The 13,850-nt window shown below is 55.9% G+C and carries 28 protein-coding genes; all 28 read right to left on the bottom strand.

Annotated features, from left to right (window positions below):
- Window positions 1-121: 121 nt before the first annotated feature.
- The 28 genes from rplQ to rpsJ all read right to left on the bottom strand — a co-directional run bounded on the left by rplQ (window position 122) and on the right by rpsJ (window position 13,675).
- Window positions 122-502, bottom strand: coding sequence for a 50S ribosomal protein L17 (rplQ, locus tag C1949_RS15945; protein WP_104739455.1), 381 nt, complete (start codon window positions 500-502; stop codon window positions 122-124).
- 26 nt (window positions 503-528) lie between these two features.
- Complete coding sequence (locus C1949_RS15940; RefSeq protein WP_104739454.1) at window positions 529-1,530, bottom strand: DNA-directed RNA polymerase subunit alpha; 1,002 nt, start codon at window positions 1,528-1,530, stop codon at window positions 529-531.
- A 27-nt stretch (window positions 1,531-1,557) separates the two neighbouring features.
- Window positions 1,558-2,178 carry a 30S ribosomal protein S4 gene (rpsD, locus tag C1949_RS15935; protein ID WP_104739453.1) on the bottom strand — a complete coding sequence of 207 codons (621 nt, stop codon included), beginning with the start codon at window positions 2,176-2,178 and terminating at the stop codon, window positions 1,558-1,560.
- 15 nt (window positions 2,179-2,193) lie between these two features.
- Window positions 2,194-2,583 carry a 30S ribosomal protein S11 gene (gene rpsK / locus C1949_RS15930; RefSeq protein ID WP_083728622.1) on the bottom strand — a complete coding sequence of 130 codons (390 nt, stop codon included), beginning with the start codon at window positions 2,581-2,583 and terminating at the stop codon, window positions 2,194-2,196.
- Between the two features lie 20 nt (window positions 2,584-2,603).
- Window positions 2,604-2,960 (bottom strand): 30S ribosomal protein S13, encoded by a 357-nt coding sequence (gene rpsM / locus C1949_RS15925; protein WP_104739452.1) that lies wholly within the window; start codon window positions 2,958-2,960, stop codon window positions 2,604-2,606.
- Window positions 2,961-3,120: 160 nt separating this feature from the next.
- The gene (rpmJ, locus tag C1949_RS15920; RefSeq protein ID WP_088277373.1) at window positions 3,121-3,237 is read right to left on the bottom strand and encodes a 50S ribosomal protein L36; all 117 of its coding nucleotides are present in this window, start codon (window positions 3,235-3,237) and stop codon (window positions 3,121-3,123) included.
- Window positions 3,238-3,261: 24 nt separating this feature from the next.
- Window positions 3,262-4,590, bottom strand: coding sequence for a preprotein translocase subunit SecY (secY, locus tag C1949_RS15915; RefSeq protein ID WP_104739451.1), 1,329 nt, complete (start codon window positions 4,588-4,590; stop codon window positions 3,262-3,264).
- Window positions 4,591-5,025, bottom strand: a complete 435-nt coding sequence (gene rplO / locus C1949_RS15910) for a 50S ribosomal protein L15 (protein WP_088277369.1) — start codon at window positions 5,023-5,025, stop codon at window positions 4,591-4,593.
- Window positions 5,026-5,028: 3 nt separating this feature from the next.
- The gene (gene rpmD, locus C1949_RS15905) at window positions 5,029-5,211 is read right to left on the bottom strand and encodes a 50S ribosomal protein L30 (protein WP_088277367.1); all 183 of its coding nucleotides are present in this window, start codon (window positions 5,209-5,211) and stop codon (window positions 5,029-5,031) included.
- 6 nt (window positions 5,212-5,217) lie between these two features.
- Entirely contained in the window at window positions 5,218-5,721 is a 504-nt protein-coding gene (gene rpsE, locus C1949_RS15900; RefSeq protein ID WP_083728626.1) for a 30S ribosomal protein S5, read from the bottom strand.
- Window positions 5,722-5,731: 10 nt separating this feature from the next.
- Window positions 5,732-6,082 (bottom strand): 50S ribosomal protein L18, encoded by a 351-nt coding sequence (gene rplR / locus C1949_RS15895; RefSeq protein WP_104739450.1) that lies wholly within the window; start codon window positions 6,080-6,082, stop codon window positions 5,732-5,734.
- A 10-nt stretch (window positions 6,083-6,092) separates the two neighbouring features.
- Window positions 6,093-6,623, bottom strand: coding sequence for a 50S ribosomal protein L6 (rplF, locus tag C1949_RS15890; RefSeq protein WP_104739449.1), 531 nt, complete (start codon window positions 6,621-6,623; stop codon window positions 6,093-6,095).
- A 12-nt stretch (window positions 6,624-6,635) separates the two neighbouring features.
- A complete protein-coding gene (gene rpsH, locus C1949_RS15885; RefSeq protein ID WP_104739448.1) occupies window positions 6,636-7,028 on the bottom strand; it encodes a 30S ribosomal protein S8 in 393 nt (130 codons plus the stop codon).
- A gap of 39 nt (window positions 7,029-7,067) precedes the next feature.
- Window positions 7,068-7,373: a 30S ribosomal protein S14 gene (gene rpsN, locus C1949_RS15880; RefSeq protein ID WP_088277359.1), complete on the bottom strand. Its 306-nt coding sequence runs from the start codon at window positions 7,371-7,373 to the stop codon at window positions 7,068-7,070.
- An 11-nt stretch (window positions 7,374-7,384) separates the two neighbouring features.
- A complete protein-coding gene (gene rplE, locus C1949_RS15875; protein WP_088277357.1) occupies window positions 7,385-7,921 on the bottom strand; it encodes a 50S ribosomal protein L5 in 537 nt (178 codons plus the stop codon).
- Between the two features lie 17 nt (window positions 7,922-7,938).
- Window positions 7,939-8,253 (bottom strand): 50S ribosomal protein L24, encoded by a 315-nt coding sequence (gene rplX / locus C1949_RS15870; RefSeq protein ID WP_088277355.1) that lies wholly within the window; start codon window positions 8,251-8,253, stop codon window positions 7,939-7,941.
- Between the two features lie 11 nt (window positions 8,254-8,264).
- Window positions 8,265-8,633 (bottom strand): 50S ribosomal protein L14, encoded by a 369-nt coding sequence (gene rplN / locus C1949_RS15865; RefSeq protein ID WP_088277353.1) that lies wholly within the window; start codon window positions 8,631-8,633, stop codon window positions 8,265-8,267.
- 42 nt (window positions 8,634-8,675) lie between these two features.
- The gene (gene rpsQ, locus C1949_RS15860; RefSeq protein ID WP_104739447.1) at window positions 8,676-8,939 is read right to left on the bottom strand and encodes a 30S ribosomal protein S17; all 264 of its coding nucleotides are present in this window, start codon (window positions 8,937-8,939) and stop codon (window positions 8,676-8,678) included.
- A 2-nt stretch (window positions 8,940-8,941) separates the two neighbouring features.
- Window positions 8,942-9,133: a 50S ribosomal protein L29 gene (gene rpmC / locus C1949_RS15855; RefSeq protein ID WP_104739446.1), complete on the bottom strand. Its 192-nt coding sequence runs from the start codon at window positions 9,131-9,133 to the stop codon at window positions 8,942-8,944.
- Window positions 9,133-9,546: a 50S ribosomal protein L16 gene (rplP, locus tag C1949_RS15850; protein WP_088277349.1), complete on the bottom strand. Its 414-nt coding sequence runs from the start codon at window positions 9,544-9,546 to the stop codon at window positions 9,133-9,135. The genes rpmC and rplP overlap by 1 nt, the downstream gene beginning before the upstream one ends.
- A gap of 11 nt (window positions 9,547-9,557) precedes the next feature.
- The gene (rpsC, locus tag C1949_RS15845) at window positions 9,558-10,238 is read right to left on the bottom strand and encodes a 30S ribosomal protein S3 (RefSeq protein WP_104739445.1); all 681 of its coding nucleotides are present in this window, start codon (window positions 10,236-10,238) and stop codon (window positions 9,558-9,560) included.
- Between the two features lie 11 nt (window positions 10,239-10,249).
- Entirely contained in the window at window positions 10,250-10,582 is a 333-nt protein-coding gene (rplV, locus tag C1949_RS15840) for a 50S ribosomal protein L22 (protein ID WP_065335991.1), read from the bottom strand.
- Between the two features lie 11 nt (window positions 10,583-10,593).
- A complete protein-coding gene (gene rpsS, locus C1949_RS15835) occupies window positions 10,594-10,869 on the bottom strand; it encodes a 30S ribosomal protein S19 (protein ID WP_104739444.1) in 276 nt (91 codons plus the stop codon).
- Window positions 10,870-10,886: 17 nt separating this feature from the next.
- Entirely contained in the window at window positions 10,887-11,711 is an 825-nt protein-coding gene (gene rplB / locus C1949_RS15830; protein WP_088277341.1) for a 50S ribosomal protein L2, read from the bottom strand.
- A 14-nt stretch (window positions 11,712-11,725) separates the two neighbouring features.
- Complete coding sequence (gene rplW, locus C1949_RS15825) at window positions 11,726-12,022, bottom strand: 50S ribosomal protein L23 (RefSeq protein ID WP_104739443.1); 297 nt, start codon at window positions 12,020-12,022, stop codon at window positions 11,726-11,728.
- On the bottom strand, window positions 12,019-12,621 hold the full coding sequence (rplD, locus tag C1949_RS15820) for a 50S ribosomal protein L4 (protein WP_104739442.1): 603 nt from the start codon (window positions 12,619-12,621) through the stop codon (window positions 12,019-12,021). The genes rplW and rplD overlap by 4 nt, the downstream gene beginning before the upstream one ends.
- A 12-nt stretch (window positions 12,622-12,633) precedes the next feature.
- Window positions 12,634-13,272 carry a 50S ribosomal protein L3 gene (gene rplC / locus C1949_RS15815; RefSeq protein WP_104739441.1) on the bottom strand — a complete coding sequence of 213 codons (639 nt, stop codon included), beginning with the start codon at window positions 13,270-13,272 and terminating at the stop codon, window positions 12,634-12,636.
- Window positions 13,273-13,363: 91 nt separating this feature from the next.
- Complete coding sequence (rpsJ, locus tag C1949_RS15810; RefSeq protein ID WP_044501102.1) at window positions 13,364-13,675, bottom strand: 30S ribosomal protein S10; 312 nt, start codon at window positions 13,673-13,675, stop codon at window positions 13,364-13,366.
- Window positions 13,676-13,850: the final 175 nt, after the last annotated feature.

Raw genomic sequence — 13,850 nt, 5'->3', positions numbered from 1 at the left:
GCATGAACCTGCTCAGCCGAAGCACCAACAGCGCGCATTCGGAGCTCTCGTGGTGCAATGAGCGACGAACTGCAGGCACAAAAAAACCGGCCTGAGCCGGTTTTTTTGTAGAGCCTGATACTTACTCTTCAGCTGTTGCCGCTTCAGGGCGGTCAACCAGCTCAACGTAAGCCATCGGGGCTGCATCGCCAGCGCGGAAACCGCACTTGAGGATGCGAACGTAGCCGCCCGGACGGGTTGCATAACGCTTGCCCAGATCGTTGAACAGTTTGCCGACTGCAGACTTGCTGCGAGTACGGTCAAATGCCAGACGACGGTTGGCAACGGTGTCTTCCTTGGCCAGGGTGATCAGCGGCTCGGCAACGCGACGCAGCTCCTTGGCTTTCGGCAGAGTAGTTTTGATCAGTTCGTTCTCGAACAGCGACACTGCCATGTTCTGGAACATGGCCTTACGGTGTGCGCTGGTCCGACTCAGGTGACGACCACTTTTACGATGACGCATCTCTCAATTCCTCGGTGTCGAGACGATCAGGCCGAAACCTTATCGTCCTTCTTCAAGCTTGCAGGCGGCCAGTTGTCCAGACGCATACCCAGAGACAGACCACGAGAGGCCAGAACGTCTTTGATCTCGGTCAGAGACTTCTTGCCCAGGTTCGGGGTCTTCAGCAGCTCTACTTCGGTACGCTGGATCAGATCGCCAATGTAATAGATATTTTCAGCCTTCAGGCAGTTGGCCGAACGGACAGTCAGCTCAAGATCATCCACCGGGCGCAGCAGGATGGGGTCGATCTCATCTTCCTGCTGCTCTACCACCGGCTCCTGGTCGCCCTTCAGATCAACGAAGGCAGCCAGTTGCTGCTGGAGAATGGTTGCAGCGCGACGAATCGCCTCTTCCGGATCCAGGGTGCCGTTGGTCTCGAGATCGATGACCAGCTTATCCAGGTTGGTACGCTGCTCGACACGCGCACTCTCTACCACGTACGCAACGCGGCGTACGGGAGTGTAAGTGGCATCCAGCTGCAACCGACCGATAGAGCGCGTCTCGTCCTCATCGGACTGGCGCGCGTCGGCCGGCTCATAACCACGACCACGAGCTACGGTGAGCTTCATGTTCAGTTCGCCATTGTCGGACAGCGTGGCAATCACGTGTTCCGGGTTGACGATTTCGACTTCGTGGTCCAGCTGAATGTCGGCGGCAGTAACAACACCCGGGCCTTTCTTGGAAAGGTTCAGGGTTACCTGATCGCGACCGTGCATATTGATCGCCAACCCTTTCAGGTTGAGCAGGATCTCGATGACGTCTTCCTGAACGCCTTCGATGGCGCTGTATTCGTGCAACACGCCGTCGATTTCGGCCTCTACCACGGCGCAGCCGGGCATGGACGAGAGCAAAATGCGACGTAGCGCATTGCCCAGGGTGTGACCGAAACCACGCTCCAGCGGCTCAAGAGTGATCTTGGCGCGCGTGGGTGAAGTTTCCTGAACGTCAATGTGACGCGGTGTTAGAAACTCGGTAACCGAACTCTGCATGTGGGGCACCTTTATGCTGTCTGTCGCTTACTTGGAGTACAGCTCGACGATCAGGTTTTCGTTGATGTCGGCGTACAGGTCGCTGCGTGCAGGCAGGGCTTTGAAGACACCTTCTTTCTTGCCGGCGTCTACATCTACCCACTCCGCACCACCGCGTTGAGCAGCCTGCTCCAGTGCGCTGTTGATGCGCAGCTGGTTCTTGGCTTTTTCACGGACAGCAACTACGTCACCCGGGGAAACCAGGTAGGACGCGATATTGACAGTCTTGCCATTAACACTGATGGACTTGTGGGATACCAGCTGACGTGCTTCAGCGCGAGTAGCACCGAAACCCATGCGGTAAACAACGTTGTCCAGACGACGCTCGAGCAGTTGCAGCAGGTTCTCACCGGTAGCGCCTTTCAGACGGGCAGCTTCCTTGTAATAGTTGCGGAACTGACGCTCAAGAACGCCATACATACGACGGACTTTCTGCTTCTCGCGCAGCTGAGTACCGTATTCTGAAAGACGACCGCGGCGCTGACCGTGAACACCCGGAGGGGTTTCCAGTTTGCACTTGGAGTCGAGAGCGCGCACGCCGCTTTTCAGGAACAGGTCAGTACCTTCGCGACGAGACAGCTTGCACTTGGGACCAATATAACGAGCCATTTTACCGTCTCCTGATTAAACGCGACGCTTCTTGGGCGGGCGGCAGCCGTTGTGGGGAATAGGGGTGACATCGGTGATGCTGCTGATCTTGTAACCACAAGAATTCAGTGCACGAACTGCCGACTCACGACCTGGGCCGGGGCCTTTAACGCAAACGTCGAGGTTCTTCAGGCCATACTCAAGAGCAGCCTGACCGGCGCGCTCAGCAGCTACCTGGGCAGCGAACGGAGTGCTCTTACGGGAACCACGGAAGCCGGAGCCGCCAGAAGTTGCCCAGCTCAGGGCGTTACCCTGACGGTCAGTGATGGTGATGATGGTGTTATTGAAAGACGCGTGGATGTGGGCGACCCCATCAACGACCGTCTTTTTTACTTTTTTACGTACACGAGCAGCTGGCTTAGCCATATCTGTAGATTCCCTCGCAATTACTTACGGATCGGCTTGCGCGGACCCTTACGGGTGCGGGCATTGGTCTTGGTGCGCTGACCGCGGACCGGCAGGCCACGACGGTGACGCAGGCCACGATAGCAGCCGAGATCCATGAGGCGCTTGACGTTCATATTGATCGCGCGGCGCAGATCGCCTTCAGTGGTGCTCTTGGCGACTTCATTACGCAGGGTATCAATCTGCTCTTCGTTCAGATCCTTGATCTTGACACTGGGCTCAATGCCAGTGGCGGCACAGATCTGTTGTGCCTTGGTCTGACCAATACCAAAGATATAGGTCAGAGAGATAACAGTGTGCTTGTTATCCGGGATGTTGACGCCTGCAATACGGGCCATCCAATTTACTCCGTCTGACAGCTACCTGACTCAACCCAAAGAGGTTGCTCGAAAAAGGGTGCAGTAGGGTAGCGCTAACAAAAACAAAATTCAACCACCTGACCAAAATTTGGCCAGGTGGCGGTTATCCTGAGACGTAGTCTTAATTCAGAACCGGGAATTAACCCTGGCGCTGCTTATGACGGGGCTCAGCACTGCAAATTACACGTACGCAACCGTTGCGACGGATAACCTTGCAGTTACGGCAAAGCTTCTTAACTGATGCTGCAACTTTCATAGCCGACTCCTATAACCCGAATACTCAGCGGAGCATGCCGCTGCCGTAACCCTTCAGGTTAGATTTCTTCAAAAGAGACTCGTACTGCTGAGAAACGAGGTGCGATTGTACTTGGGACATGAAGTCCATAACAACCACTACGACGATCAGCAGCGAAGTCCCACCCAGATAGAAGGGCACATTCGCCGATACCACCAGAAACTGCGGCAGCAAGCAGACCGCGGTCATGTACAGAGCACCGAACAAAGTGAGACGAGTCAGCACGCTATCAATGTAACGAGCCGATTGCTCACCGGGGCGGATACCCGGAATGAACGCACCGGACTTCTTGAGATTTTCCGCAACATCCTTCGGGTTGAACATCAACGCTGTATAGAAGAAGCAGAAGAAGATAATCCCTGCACTAAACAGAATGATATTCAGCGGCTTACCCGGCCCAATAGCCTGAGCCAGAGTCTGCAGCCATTCCATGTTGTCACCCTGGGCAAACCAGGTACCCAGCGACGCCGGGAACAACAGAATACTGCTGGCAAAGATCGCCGGAATCACACCTGCCATGTTGACCTTGAGGGGCAAATGACTGGTCTGAGCGGCAAATACCTTGCGACCTTGCTGACGCTTGGCATAGTTGACCGTAATTCTGCGCTGGCCACGCTCGACGAAAACGACGAACGCGATCATGGCAATGGCCACCAGACCAACACCAATTAGCGCAAAAATGTTGATGGTACCCAAACGGGCACCTTCGAAGGACTGACCAATGGCTGCTGGTAGACCGGCGACAATACCGGCAAAAATCAGCATCGAGATGCCGTTGCCGACACCCCGCTCGGTGATCTGCTCACCAAGCCACATCATGAACATCGCGCCAGCGACAAACGTGGTAACAGCAACAAAATAGAAGCTGAAACCGGTGTCGAACGCAACGCCCTGACTGGCCAGGCCAACGGACATACCGATGGCTTGTACGCATGCCAGCACCAGCGTTAGATAACGCGTGTACTGACTAATCTTCCGGCGTCCGGACTCCCCTTCCTTCTTCAACTGCTCAAGCGACGGCGTTACCGCGGTCATCAGCTGCATGATGATGGATGCAGAGATGTACGGCATGATGCCCAGAGCGAAGATACTCATCCGCTCCAGGGCACCGCCGGAGAACATGTTGAACAGGCTAAGGATCGTCTCTGAATTCTGATTGAACAGATCGGCCAGACGATCAGGGTTTATCCCGGGAACCGGAATATGCGCCCCGATACGGTAAACGATGATCGCGAGGAACAGAAAGCGCAGGCGCCCCCAGAGTTCACTCAAGCCACCTTGATTCATTCCAGAAAGAGCGCCTTGCTTAGCCATTTAGTCCTCGATCTTGCCACCAGCTGCTTCGATCGCTGCACGAGCACCTTTGGTGACGGCCAGACCCTTGACGGTAACCGCTTTGGTTACGTCGCCGGACAGCACGATCTTGGCTCGTACAAACTTGTTGCCAATTACGTTGGCATCTTTCAGTGCCTGCAGGTCGATGACCTCAGCGTCAACTGCGTTCAGTTCGCTAGTGCGAATCTCAGCAGTGACCATAGCCAGTTTGGAAGTAAAGCCAAACTTCGGCAGACGACGGTGCAGCGGCTGCTGACCACCCTCGAAACCGGGGGCAACAGTGCCACCGGAACGCGAGGTCAGACCCTTGTGACCGCGGCCAGCGGTCTTACCCAGACCGCTACCGATACCACGACCGACGCGCAGCTTTTCACGGCGTGCACCCGGTGCGGAACGCAGATCATTCAGTTTCATGTCTTATTCCTCTACCCGAACCATGTAGGAGACCTTGTTGATCATCCCACGAACCGACGGAGTGTCTTCGACTTCGACGGTGTGGCCGATGCGGCGCAGACCCAGACCCTTAACACAGGCCTGGTGCTTCGGCAGACGACCAGCGACGCTCTTGAACAGAGTCACCTTGATTTTTGCGTTTGCCATGTCCGCTTACCCCGTGATGTCTTCGACGGTCTTGCCGCGCTTGGCCGCTACAGACTCAGGAGACTGCATCGACTTCAGACCCTTGTAGGTAGCCTGAACGACGTTAACCGGGTTGGTGGAACCGTAACACTTGGCCAGTACGTTGTGCACGCCAGCCGCTTCCAGGACGGCGCGCATTGCACCACCGGCGATAACACCAGTACCTTCGGAAGCCGGCTGCATGAACACCTTGGAGGCGCCATGAGCTGCACGAACCGGGTACTGCAGAGTGGTACCGTCCAGATCTACCTGGATCATGTTACGACGAGCCGCTTCCATAGCTTTCTGGATGGCGGCAGGCACTTCACGTGCCTTGCCGCGACCGAAGCCCACGCGACCTTTGCCGTCACCGACAACGGTCAACGCAGTGAAAGCGAAGATACGGCCGCCTTTTACTACTTTGGCAACGCGGTTCACCTGGACCAGCTTCTCGATGTAACCTTCGTCGCGCTTTTGATCGAAATTAGCCATAACTCTACCCTTAGAATTCCAGCCCGCCTTCACGAGCGGCATCGGCCAGCGCTTTTACGCGACCATGGTACTTGAAGCCGGAACGGTCGAAGGCGACCTGAGTTACACCGGCGGCCTTGGCACGCTCAGCAACCAGCTGACCTACCTTCTTGGCTGCTTCCATGTTGCCGGTACTACCAGCACGCAGTTCAGCATCCAGAGTGGAGGCGCTGGCCAGCACTTGGCTGCCATCTGCCGAGATAACCTGCGCGTACATGTGCTGCGAAGAGCGGTGCACGCAGAGACGAACGGCTTCCAGTTCACGCAGCTTCAGGCGCGTACGGCGAGCGCGACGGAGACGAATAACTTTTTTATCGCTCATTTGCTATGCCCTACTTCTTCTTGGCTTCTTTACGACGCACTACCTCATCGGCGTAGCGTACACCCTTGCCCTTATAGGGCTCCGGACGACGGAAATCACGGATTTCCGCTGCTACTTGGCCGACCAGTTGCTTGTCGATGCCTTTGATAATGATGTCAGTCTGGCTGGGGGTTTCAGCAGAAACGCCCTCGGGCAGCTGGTAGTCGATCGGGTGCGAGTAACCCAGAGCCAGGTTCAGAACCTGACCTTTGGCCTGGGCCTTATAACCAACACCGACCAGCTGGAGCTTACGCTCAAAGCCTTGGCTGACGCCGATAACCATGTTGTTGACCAGGGCGCGGGTAGTACCGGCCATAGCCATGTTCGGGCTGCCGGCACGGGCTGCAAAGCGCAGCTCGCCGTCTTCCTGAACAACTTCAACAGTTGGGTGCAGGTTCAGATTCAAGGTGCCTTTAGCGCCCTTGATCGACAGTTCCTGACCGTCCAGTTTTACTTCAACACCCTGCGGCAGCTTGACAGGGTTCTTAGCGACGCGAGACATCGTGACCCCCTATCAGAATACGGTGCAGAGAACTTCGCCGCCGATACCGGCAGCGCGAGCAGCGCGATCAGTCATCACACCTTTATTGGTGGAGACGATGGAAACGCCCAGACCGCCCTTGACCTTCGGAAGTTGGTCAGCGGACTTGTACTGACGCAGGCCGGGACGGCTTACGCGCTTGAGCTCTTCAATTACCGGCTTGCCTTCGAAGTACTTGAGTTCGATAGACAGAGTGGGCTTGACGTCGCCAACTACTTCGTAGCTCGCAACGTAGCCTTCTTCCTTAAGTACCTTGGCGACAGCCACCTTCAGCTTTGCCGAAGGCATGCTGACGCTGGACTTCTCAGCCATCTGGGCATTACGGATACGGGTCAGCATATCTGCCAACGGGTCCTGCATACTCATGGGCTATGTGCTCCTGAAACTGAGTAATAAAAGTCTGGTTTACCAGCTGGCCTTGACCAGGCCGGGCACATCGCCGCGCATTGCTGCTTCACGCAGCTTGATGCGGCTCAGTCCAAACTTGCGGTATACGCCGTGCGGACGACCGGTGACGCGGCAGCGGTTACGCTGACGGACCGGGCTGGAATCGCGCGGCAGTTTCTGCAGGGCAACTTGAGCTGCCCAGCGATCTTCAACGGAAGCGTTAACGTTACCGATGGTGTCCTTGAGAGCTGCACGCTTTGCAGCAAACTTGGCAACCAGGCGGGCGCGCTTGGCTTCGCGGTTCTTCATACTGACTTTTGCCATTGTCCTGACTCCTAGTTACGGAACGGGAAGTTGAACGCGCGCAGCAGCGCACGACCTTCGTCGTCGGTTCGCGCAGTAGTAGTCAAGGTGATGTCCAGACCACGCAGGGCATCGATCTTGTCGTAATCGATTTCCGGGAAAATGATCTGTTCCTTGACGCCCATGCTGTAGTTGCCACGACCGTCAAAGGACTTGGCATTCAGGCCACGGAAGTCTCGAACGCGCGGCAGGGAAATCGACAGCAGACGATCCAGGAATTCGTACATCTGCTCGCGGCGCAGGGTTACCTTAACGCCAATCGGCCAGCCGTCACGAATCTTGAAGCCTGCAATGGACTTGCGAGCATAGGTCACGATGCCTTTACGGCCAGTGATCTTCTCGAGGTCAGCCAGTGCGTTTTCGATGACCTTTTTGTCACCAACAGCTTCGCCAAGGCCCATGTTCAGGGTGATCTTGGTGATTTTCGGCACTTCCATCGCGTTCAGACCCAGTTCAGCCTGGAGCTTCGGAGCGATAGTAGTGCGGTAGGTTTCTTTCAATCTCGCCATGGTAAGCACCTAGATTCTCAAGCGTCGACGGCTTTTTGGGTCGACTTGAAAATACGAACCTTCTTACCGTCTTCGACCTTGAAGCCGACGCGATCGGCTTTGTTGGTCTCGGGGTTGAAGATTGCCACGTTGGAGACGTGGATTGGCGCCTCCTTCTCAACAATACCGCCCTGTGCACCAGCCATCGGGTTCGGCTTGGTGTGGCGCTTGATAATGTTGACACCGGAAACCAGCAGGCGGGCATCGTCACCAACTTTCAGGACTTTGCCGCGCTTGCCCTTGTCTTTACCGGCAATGACGATAACGTCGTCGTCGCGTTTGATCTTTTGCATGACCGGGCTCCTTACAGCACTTCGGGCGCGAGGGAAACGATCTTCATGAACTGCTCATTACGCAGTTCACGAGTCACCGGCCCAAAGATGCGGGTACCGATCGGCTCATTCTTGTTGTTGAGCAGAACGGCAGCGTTGCCATCGAAACGGATCAGCGAACCGTCAGTACGGCGTACGCCGTGACGGGTACGCACGATGACCGCGTTGAGCACCTGGCCTTTCTTTACTTTGCCGCGCGGAATCGCTTCCTTCACGGTCACTTTGATGATATCGCCAATGCCGGCGTAGCGACGGTGAGAACCGCCCAGAACCTTGATACACATAACGCGACGTGCACCACTGTTGTCAGCCACATCCAGCATGGATTGAGTCTGAATCATAACTTTCTCCGACCCTTAAATAATCCGCTAAGTTGCGCGGGCTTAAACTTGCGCCGCGCGCTCGTCGATCTGAACCAGGGCCCAGCTCTTGGTTTTGGCCAAGGGGCGGGTCTCACGAATGGTCACCAGATCGCCGATGCGGCATTCGTTGTTCTCGTCGTGCGCCTTGAGCTTGGTAGAGCGCTTCACGTACTTACCGTACAGAGGGTGCTTTTCCTGACGCTCGATGAGCACAGTGATGGTTTTATCCATCTTGTCACTGACAACACGGCCAGTAACGGTACGAACTGTTTTGTTCTCGGCCATGATCAGTTACCACCTTTCTGATTGAGCACGGTCTTGACGCGAGCGATGTCGCGCTTTACCTGGTTCAGCAGATGCGATTGACCGAGCTGACCGGTTGCCTTCTGCATGCGCAGGTTGAACTGATCGCGCAGCAGGGTGAGCAGCTGCTCATTCAGCTGCTCAGCAGATTTTTCACGAAGTTCTGTCGCTTTCATTACATCACCGTCCGCTTAACAAAGGTGGTAGCGAGAGGCAGCTTGGCTGCGGCCAGTGCGAATGCTTCGCGGGCCAGCTCTTCGGAAACACCTTCAATCTCGTAAAGGACCTTACCCGGACGAATCTGGGCTACCCAGTACTCGACGTTACCCTTACCTTTACCCATCCGCACCTCGAGAGGCTTCTTGGAGATAGGCTTGTCCGGGAAGACCCGAATCCAGATTTTACCGCCACGCTTAACGTGACGAGTCAGGGCGCGACGAGCCGCTTCGATCTGACGAGCAGTCAGACGACCACGACTTACGGCTTTGAGAGCGAACTCACCGAAGCTCACCTTGCTACCACGATGCGCCAGACCACGGTTGTGGCCGGTCATCTGCTTGCGGAACTTCGTACGCTTAGGTTGTAACATGTGCGTACCCCTTACTTAGCAGCTTTTTTCTTGGCCGCGACGGCTTTGGTTTCTTCCGGGAGACCACCAATGATCTCACCCTTGAAGATCCAAACCTTCACACCGATCACACCGTAGGTGGTGTGGGCTTCAGCTGTCGCGTAGTCAATGTCGGCACGGAGGGTGTGCAGCGGCACACGACCTTCGCGATACCACTCGGTACGGGCGATCTCGGCGCCGCCCAGACGGCCGCTAACCTGGATCTTGATACCCTTGGCACCAATACGCATGGCGTTCTGTACAGCGCGCTTCATGGCACGACGGAACATCACACGACGCTCGAGCTGCTGAGCAACGCTTTGTGCAACCAGGGCACCGTCGAGCTCCGGCTTGCGGATCTCTTCGATGTTGATGTGCACCGGCACGCCCATCTGGCTGGTCAGTTCCTGACGCAGCTTCTCAACGTCCTCACCCTTCTTGCCAATCACGATGCCCGGACGAGCGGTGTGAATGGTAATGCGGGCTGTCTGTGCCGGACGCTGAATATCAACGCGGCTGACAGAGGCACTTTTCAGTTTTTCCTGAATGTACGCACGTACCTTCAGGTCAGTGTTCAGATAGTCCGCATAGTTGCGGCCGTCTGCATACCACACCGAAGTGTGTTGTTTAACGATACCGAGGCGAATGCCTACCGGATGTACTTTCTGACCCATTTGATCGACTCCTACTTGTCAGCAACCTTGACCGTGATGTGGCAAGACCGCTTGATGATGCGATCAGCACGGCCTTTGGCACGTGGCATGATGCGCTTCAGAGAGCGACCTTCGTTGACAAACACGGTGGAGACCTTCAGGTCATCCACGTCTGCGCCATCATTGTGCTCAGCGTTGGCAATAGCCGACTCCAGCACTTTCTTGATGACGGCAGCGGCCTTCTTGTTGCTGAATGCCAGCAGGTTCAGGGCCTCATCCACCTTCTTACCGCGGATCTGGTCGGCGACCAAACGCGCTTTCTGGGCAGAGAGTCGGGCGCCCTTATGAGTAGCGGCTACTTCCATCTTCTAACCCCTTAGCGCTTGGCTTTCTTGTCTGCTACGTGACCACGGTAGGTACGCGTAGCAGAGAATTCGCCCAACTTGTGACCGACCATGTCTTCGGTAACGATAACCGGCACATGCTGACGACCGTTGTGTACAGCGATGGTCAGACCGACCATCTGCGGCAGAATCATGGAACGGCGCGACCAGGTCTTGATCGGCTTACGGTCGTTCTTTTCTACTGCCACTTCGACCTTCTTCAACAGGTGAAGATCGATAAAAGGACCTTTCTTCAGAGAACGCGGCACTGTCGTATCCCCTCTAATTACTTGCTGCGGCGACGGACAATCATCTTGTCAGTGCGCTTGTTGGACCGAGTCTTGGCACCCTTAGTCGGGAAGCCCCACGGGGAAACCGGATGACGACCACCGGAGGTACGACCTTCACCACCACCATGCGGGTGATCTACCGGGTTCATGGCAACACCACGAACGGTCGGACGAACACCACGCCAGCGCTTGGCACCAGCCTTACCCAGCGAGCGCAAACTGTGCTCACCGTTGGACACTTCACCCAGAGTCGCGCGGCATTCGCCAAGGACTTTGCGCATTTCGCCGGAGCGCAGACGAACGGTGACATAGGCACCTTCGCGAGCAACCAGCTGGACAGCGGCACCAGCACTGCGAGCTACCTGAGCGCCTTTACCAGGCTTCAGTTCGATCGCGTGGATAGTGCTACCTACCGGAATGTTGCGCAGCGGCAGAGTGTTACCGGCCTTGATCGGCGCATCGGCACCGGAGACCAGTTGATCGCCAGCAACAACGCCCTTCGGGGCGATGATGTAGCGACGCTCACCGTCGGCATACTTCAGCAGAGCAATATGAGCGGTACGATTCGGATCGTACTCGACGCGCTCTACAACAGCGGGGATGCCGTCCTTGTTGCGACGAAAATCCACGATGCGGTAGTGCTGCTTGTGACCGCCCCCACGATGACGCGTGGTGATGCGGCCGTTGTTGTTACGACCACCAGACTTGCCTTGCTTCTCCACCAGAGGCGCGTAAGGAGCACCTTTGTGCAGGTCAGCGTTAACGACCTTAACGACGAAGCGGCGGCCAGCGGAAGTAGGTTTACATTTAACAATAGCCATGATGTACCCCTGTCTTATTCAGCGCTGGCGAAGTCGATGTCTTGACCGGGCTGCAGGCTGACGTACGCCTTCTTCCAGTCATTACGCTTGCCCAGGCCGCGAACGGTTCGCTTGGTCTTGCCTTTTACATTCAAGGTCGAAACAGCCTTGACCTTGACGTTGAACAGCTGCTCAACGGCTTTCTTGATTTCCAGCTTGGTCGCAGTAGTGTCTACTTTGAACACGAACTGGTTCTGGCTGTCAGCCAGCACAGTTGCCTTCTCGGAAACATGCGGGCCAAGCAGTACTTTGAAAATGCGCTCTTGGTTCATCCCAGCATCTCCTCGAACTTCTTAACAGCAGGTACGGTAATCAGCACCTTGTCGTAAGCGATCAGGCTAACCGGGTCGGAACCTTGAACGTCGCGAACGTCGACGTGCGGCAGGTTACGTGCTGCCAGGTACAGGTTCTCATCAACGCCTTCGGTAACGATCAGCACATTCTGCAGATCGAGATCCTTCAGCTTGCCAGCCAGAGCCTTGGTTTTCGGTGCATCAACAGAGAAGCTCTCGACAACTACCAGGCGATCCAGGCGAACCAGTTCGGACAGGATGGAGCGCATAGCACCGCGATACATCTTGCGGTTCAGCTTCTGCTCGTGATTTTGCGGACGGGCAGCAAAAGTAGTACCACCGGAGCGCCAGATCGGGCTGCGGATAGTACCGGCACGGGCACGGCCGGTGCCTTTCTGACGCCAGGGCTTCTTGCCGCCACCGGAGACGTCGGAACGATTTTTCTGCTGCTTGGTACCCTGACGAGCACCAGCCATGTATGCAACAACGGCCTGGTGAACGAGGGTCTCGTTAAACTCGGTAGCAAAGGTCAGATCGGAAACTTCGATCGCGCTTGCACCAGCTACATTCAGATTCATGGTAACTCCCCCTTAACCCTTGGCCTTGACCGCCGGGCGAACAACGACGTCGCTGCCGGTAGCGCCAGGCACGGAGCCCTTGATGAGCAGCAGATTGCGCTCAGCGTCTACGCGAACGACCTCGAGAGTCTGGACGGTCACCTGTTCGGCACCCATGTGACCAGACATCTTTTTGCCCTTGAATACACGGCCCGGGGTCTGACATTGACCGATGGAACCGGGTACACGGTGGGATACAGAGTTACCGTGAGTTGCGTCCTGGCCGCGGAAATTCCAGCGCTTGATGGTACCGGCAAAGCCTTTACCCTTGGATTGACCAGTTACATCCACCTTCTGACCGGCTTCGAACAGGGCTACAGTGAGCTCTGCCCCAGCTTCATACTGGGAACCGTCTTCGATGCGGAATTCGCAGACCTGGCGACCAGCCGCGGTGCTGGCTTTGGCAAAATGCCCAGCCATCGGCTTGGTAACGCGGTTGGCGCGACGCTCACCCACAGTGATCTGAATGGCTTGATAGCCATCAGTCTCCAGGGTTTTAACCTGAGTGACGCGGTTCGGTTCAACTTCTACAACCGTAACCGGAATGGAAACACCATCTTCAGTGAAAATGCGGGTCATACCGCATTTCCGGCCGACTAAACCAATAGTCATTTTGTAAACCTCATGAGTGCACGGGGCTATTACCCGCTATGGCCGCCCAACACAGGGCGTTACACGACCTTTAGCCCCCGTTTTGGGGCTATCAGCCGAGGCTGATCTGAACCTCAACGCCAGCGGCAAGGTCCAGCTTCATCAGCGCATCGACAGTTTTGTCGGTGGGCTGAACGATATCCAGCACCCGCTTATGGGTACGGATTTCGTACTGATCGCGCGCGTCTTTGTTGACGTGCGGAGAAATCAGTACAGTAAAACGCTCTTTGCGCGTCGGCAAAGGGATCGGACCACGCACCTGAGCCCCAGTACGTTTCGCGGTATCCACGATTTCCTGGGTAGACTGATCGATCAGGCGATGGTCAAAAGCCTTCAACCGAATACGAATCTGTTGGTTCTGCATTTGACCAGAAACTCCAAGTAACTGTTTTCAGGCACACCCAACTTCAGGTACGCCTGTCCAAGGGAGGCGCAATTCTACTGATGCGCTTCCCCACTGTCAACCAAAAGACAAAAGCCCCCGCTCAGCGGGGGCTTTTGCTTTTACTTCAGACCATCACTCGATGATCTTGGCTACC

The sequence above is a fragment of the Halopseudomonas oceani genome (genome assembly GCF_002903165.1).
Taxonomy (GTDB): Bacteria; Pseudomonadota; Gammaproteobacteria; order Pseudomonadales; family Pseudomonadaceae; genus Halopseudomonas; species Halopseudomonas oceani.
The sequence above is the reverse complement of the archived record's forward strand: the minus strand, read 5'-3'. Positions and strand labels throughout refer to the sequence as shown.

Excerpts from the sequence above, each read along its gene's own strand:
- rplC (WP_104739441.1), bottom strand. The coding sequence starts at position 13,272 with ATGACTATTGGTTTAGTCGGCCGGAAATGCGGTATGACCCGCATTTTC.
- rpmD (WP_088277367.1), bottom strand. The coding sequence starts at position 5,211 with ATGGCAAACGCAAAAATCAAGGTGACTCTGTTCAAGAGCGTCGCTGGT.
- rpsM (WP_104739452.1), bottom strand. The coding sequence starts at position 2,960 with ATGGCCCGTATTGCAGGCGTCAACATCCCGGATAACAAGCACACTGTT.
- C1949_RS15940 (WP_104739454.1), bottom strand. The coding sequence starts at position 1,530 with ATGCAGAGTTCGGTTACCGAGTTTCTAACACCGCGTCACATTGACGTT.
- secY (WP_104739451.1), bottom strand. The coding sequence starts at position 4,590 with ATGGCTAAGCAAGGCGCTCTTTCTGGAATGAATCAAGGTGGCTTGAGT.
- rplW (WP_104739443.1), bottom strand. The coding sequence starts at position 12,022 with ATGAACCAAGAGCGCATTTTCAAAGTACTGCTTGGCCCGCATGTTTCC.
- rplO (WP_088277369.1), bottom strand. The coding sequence starts at position 5,025 with ATGAAACTGAATGATCTGCGTTCCGCACCGGGTGCACGCCGTGAAAAG.
- rpmC (WP_104739446.1), bottom strand. The coding sequence starts at position 9,133 with ATGAAAGCGACAGAACTTCGTGAAAAATCTGCTGAGCAGCTGAATGAG.
- rpsK (WP_083728622.1), bottom strand. The coding sequence starts at position 2,583 with ATGGCTAAGCCAGCTGCTCGTGTACGTAAAAAAGTAAAAAAGACGGTC.
- rplF (WP_104739449.1), bottom strand. The coding sequence starts at position 6,623 with ATGTCTCGCGTCGCTAAGAACCCTGTCAAGCTGCCGCAGGGTGTTGAA.
- rplP (WP_088277349.1), bottom strand. The coding sequence starts at position 9,546 with ATGTTACAACCTAAGCGTACGAAGTTCCGCAAGCAGATGACCGGCCAC.
- rplV (WP_065335991.1), bottom strand. The coding sequence starts at position 10,582 with ATGGAAGTAGCCGCTACTCATAAGGGCGCCCGACTCTCTGCCCAGAAA.
- rplD (WP_104739442.1), bottom strand. The coding sequence starts at position 12,621 with ATGAATCTGAATGTAGCTGGTGCAAGCGCGATCGAAGTTTCCGATCTG.
- rplQ (WP_104739455.1), bottom strand. The coding sequence starts at position 502 with ATGCGTCATCGTAAAAGTGGTCGTCACCTGAGTCGGACCAGCGCACAC.
- rpsJ (WP_044501102.1), bottom strand. The coding sequence starts at position 13,675 with ATGCAGAACCAACAGATTCGTATTCGGTTGAAGGCTTTTGACCATCGC.
- rplR (WP_104739450.1), bottom strand. The coding sequence starts at position 6,082 with ATGAGCGATAAAAAAGTTATTCGTCTCCGTCGCGCTCGCCGTACGCGC.
- rpsH (WP_104739448.1), bottom strand. The coding sequence starts at position 7,028 with ATGAGTATGCAGGACCCGTTGGCAGATATGCTGACCCGTATCCGTAAT.
- rpsN (WP_088277359.1), bottom strand. The coding sequence starts at position 7,373 with ATGGCAAAAGTCAGTATGAAGAACCGCGAAGCCAAGCGCGCCCGCCTG.
- rpsE (WP_083728626.1), bottom strand. The coding sequence starts at position 5,721 with ATGGCTAATTTCGATCAAAAGCGCGACGAAGGTTACATCGAGAAGCTG.
- rplX (WP_088277355.1), bottom strand. The coding sequence starts at position 8,253 with ATGCAAAAGATCAAACGCGACGACGACGTTATCGTCATTGCCGGTAAA.
- rplE (WP_088277357.1), bottom strand. The coding sequence starts at position 7,921 with ATGGCGAGATTGAAAGAAACCTACCGCACTACTATCGCTCCGAAGCTC.
- rplN (WP_088277353.1), bottom strand. The coding sequence starts at position 8,633 with ATGATTCAGACTCAATCCATGCTGGATGTGGCTGACAACAGTGGTGCA.
- rpmJ (WP_088277373.1), bottom strand. The coding sequence starts at position 3,237 with ATGAAAGTTGCAGCATCAGTTAAGAAGCTTTGCCGTAACTGCAAGGTT.
- rpsQ (WP_104739447.1), bottom strand. The coding sequence starts at position 8,939 with ATGGCCGAGAACAAAACAGTTCGTACCGTTACTGGCCGTGTTGTCAGT.
- rpsC (WP_104739445.1), bottom strand. The coding sequence starts at position 10,238 with ATGGGTCAGAAAGTACATCCGGTAGGCATTCGCCTCGGTATCGTTAAA.
- rpsD (WP_104739453.1), bottom strand. The coding sequence starts at position 2,178 with ATGGCTCGTTATATTGGTCCCAAGTGCAAGCTGTCTCGTCGCGAAGGT.
- rplB (WP_088277341.1), bottom strand. The coding sequence starts at position 11,711 with ATGGCTATTGTTAAATGTAAACCTACTTCCGCTGGCCGCCGCTTCGTC.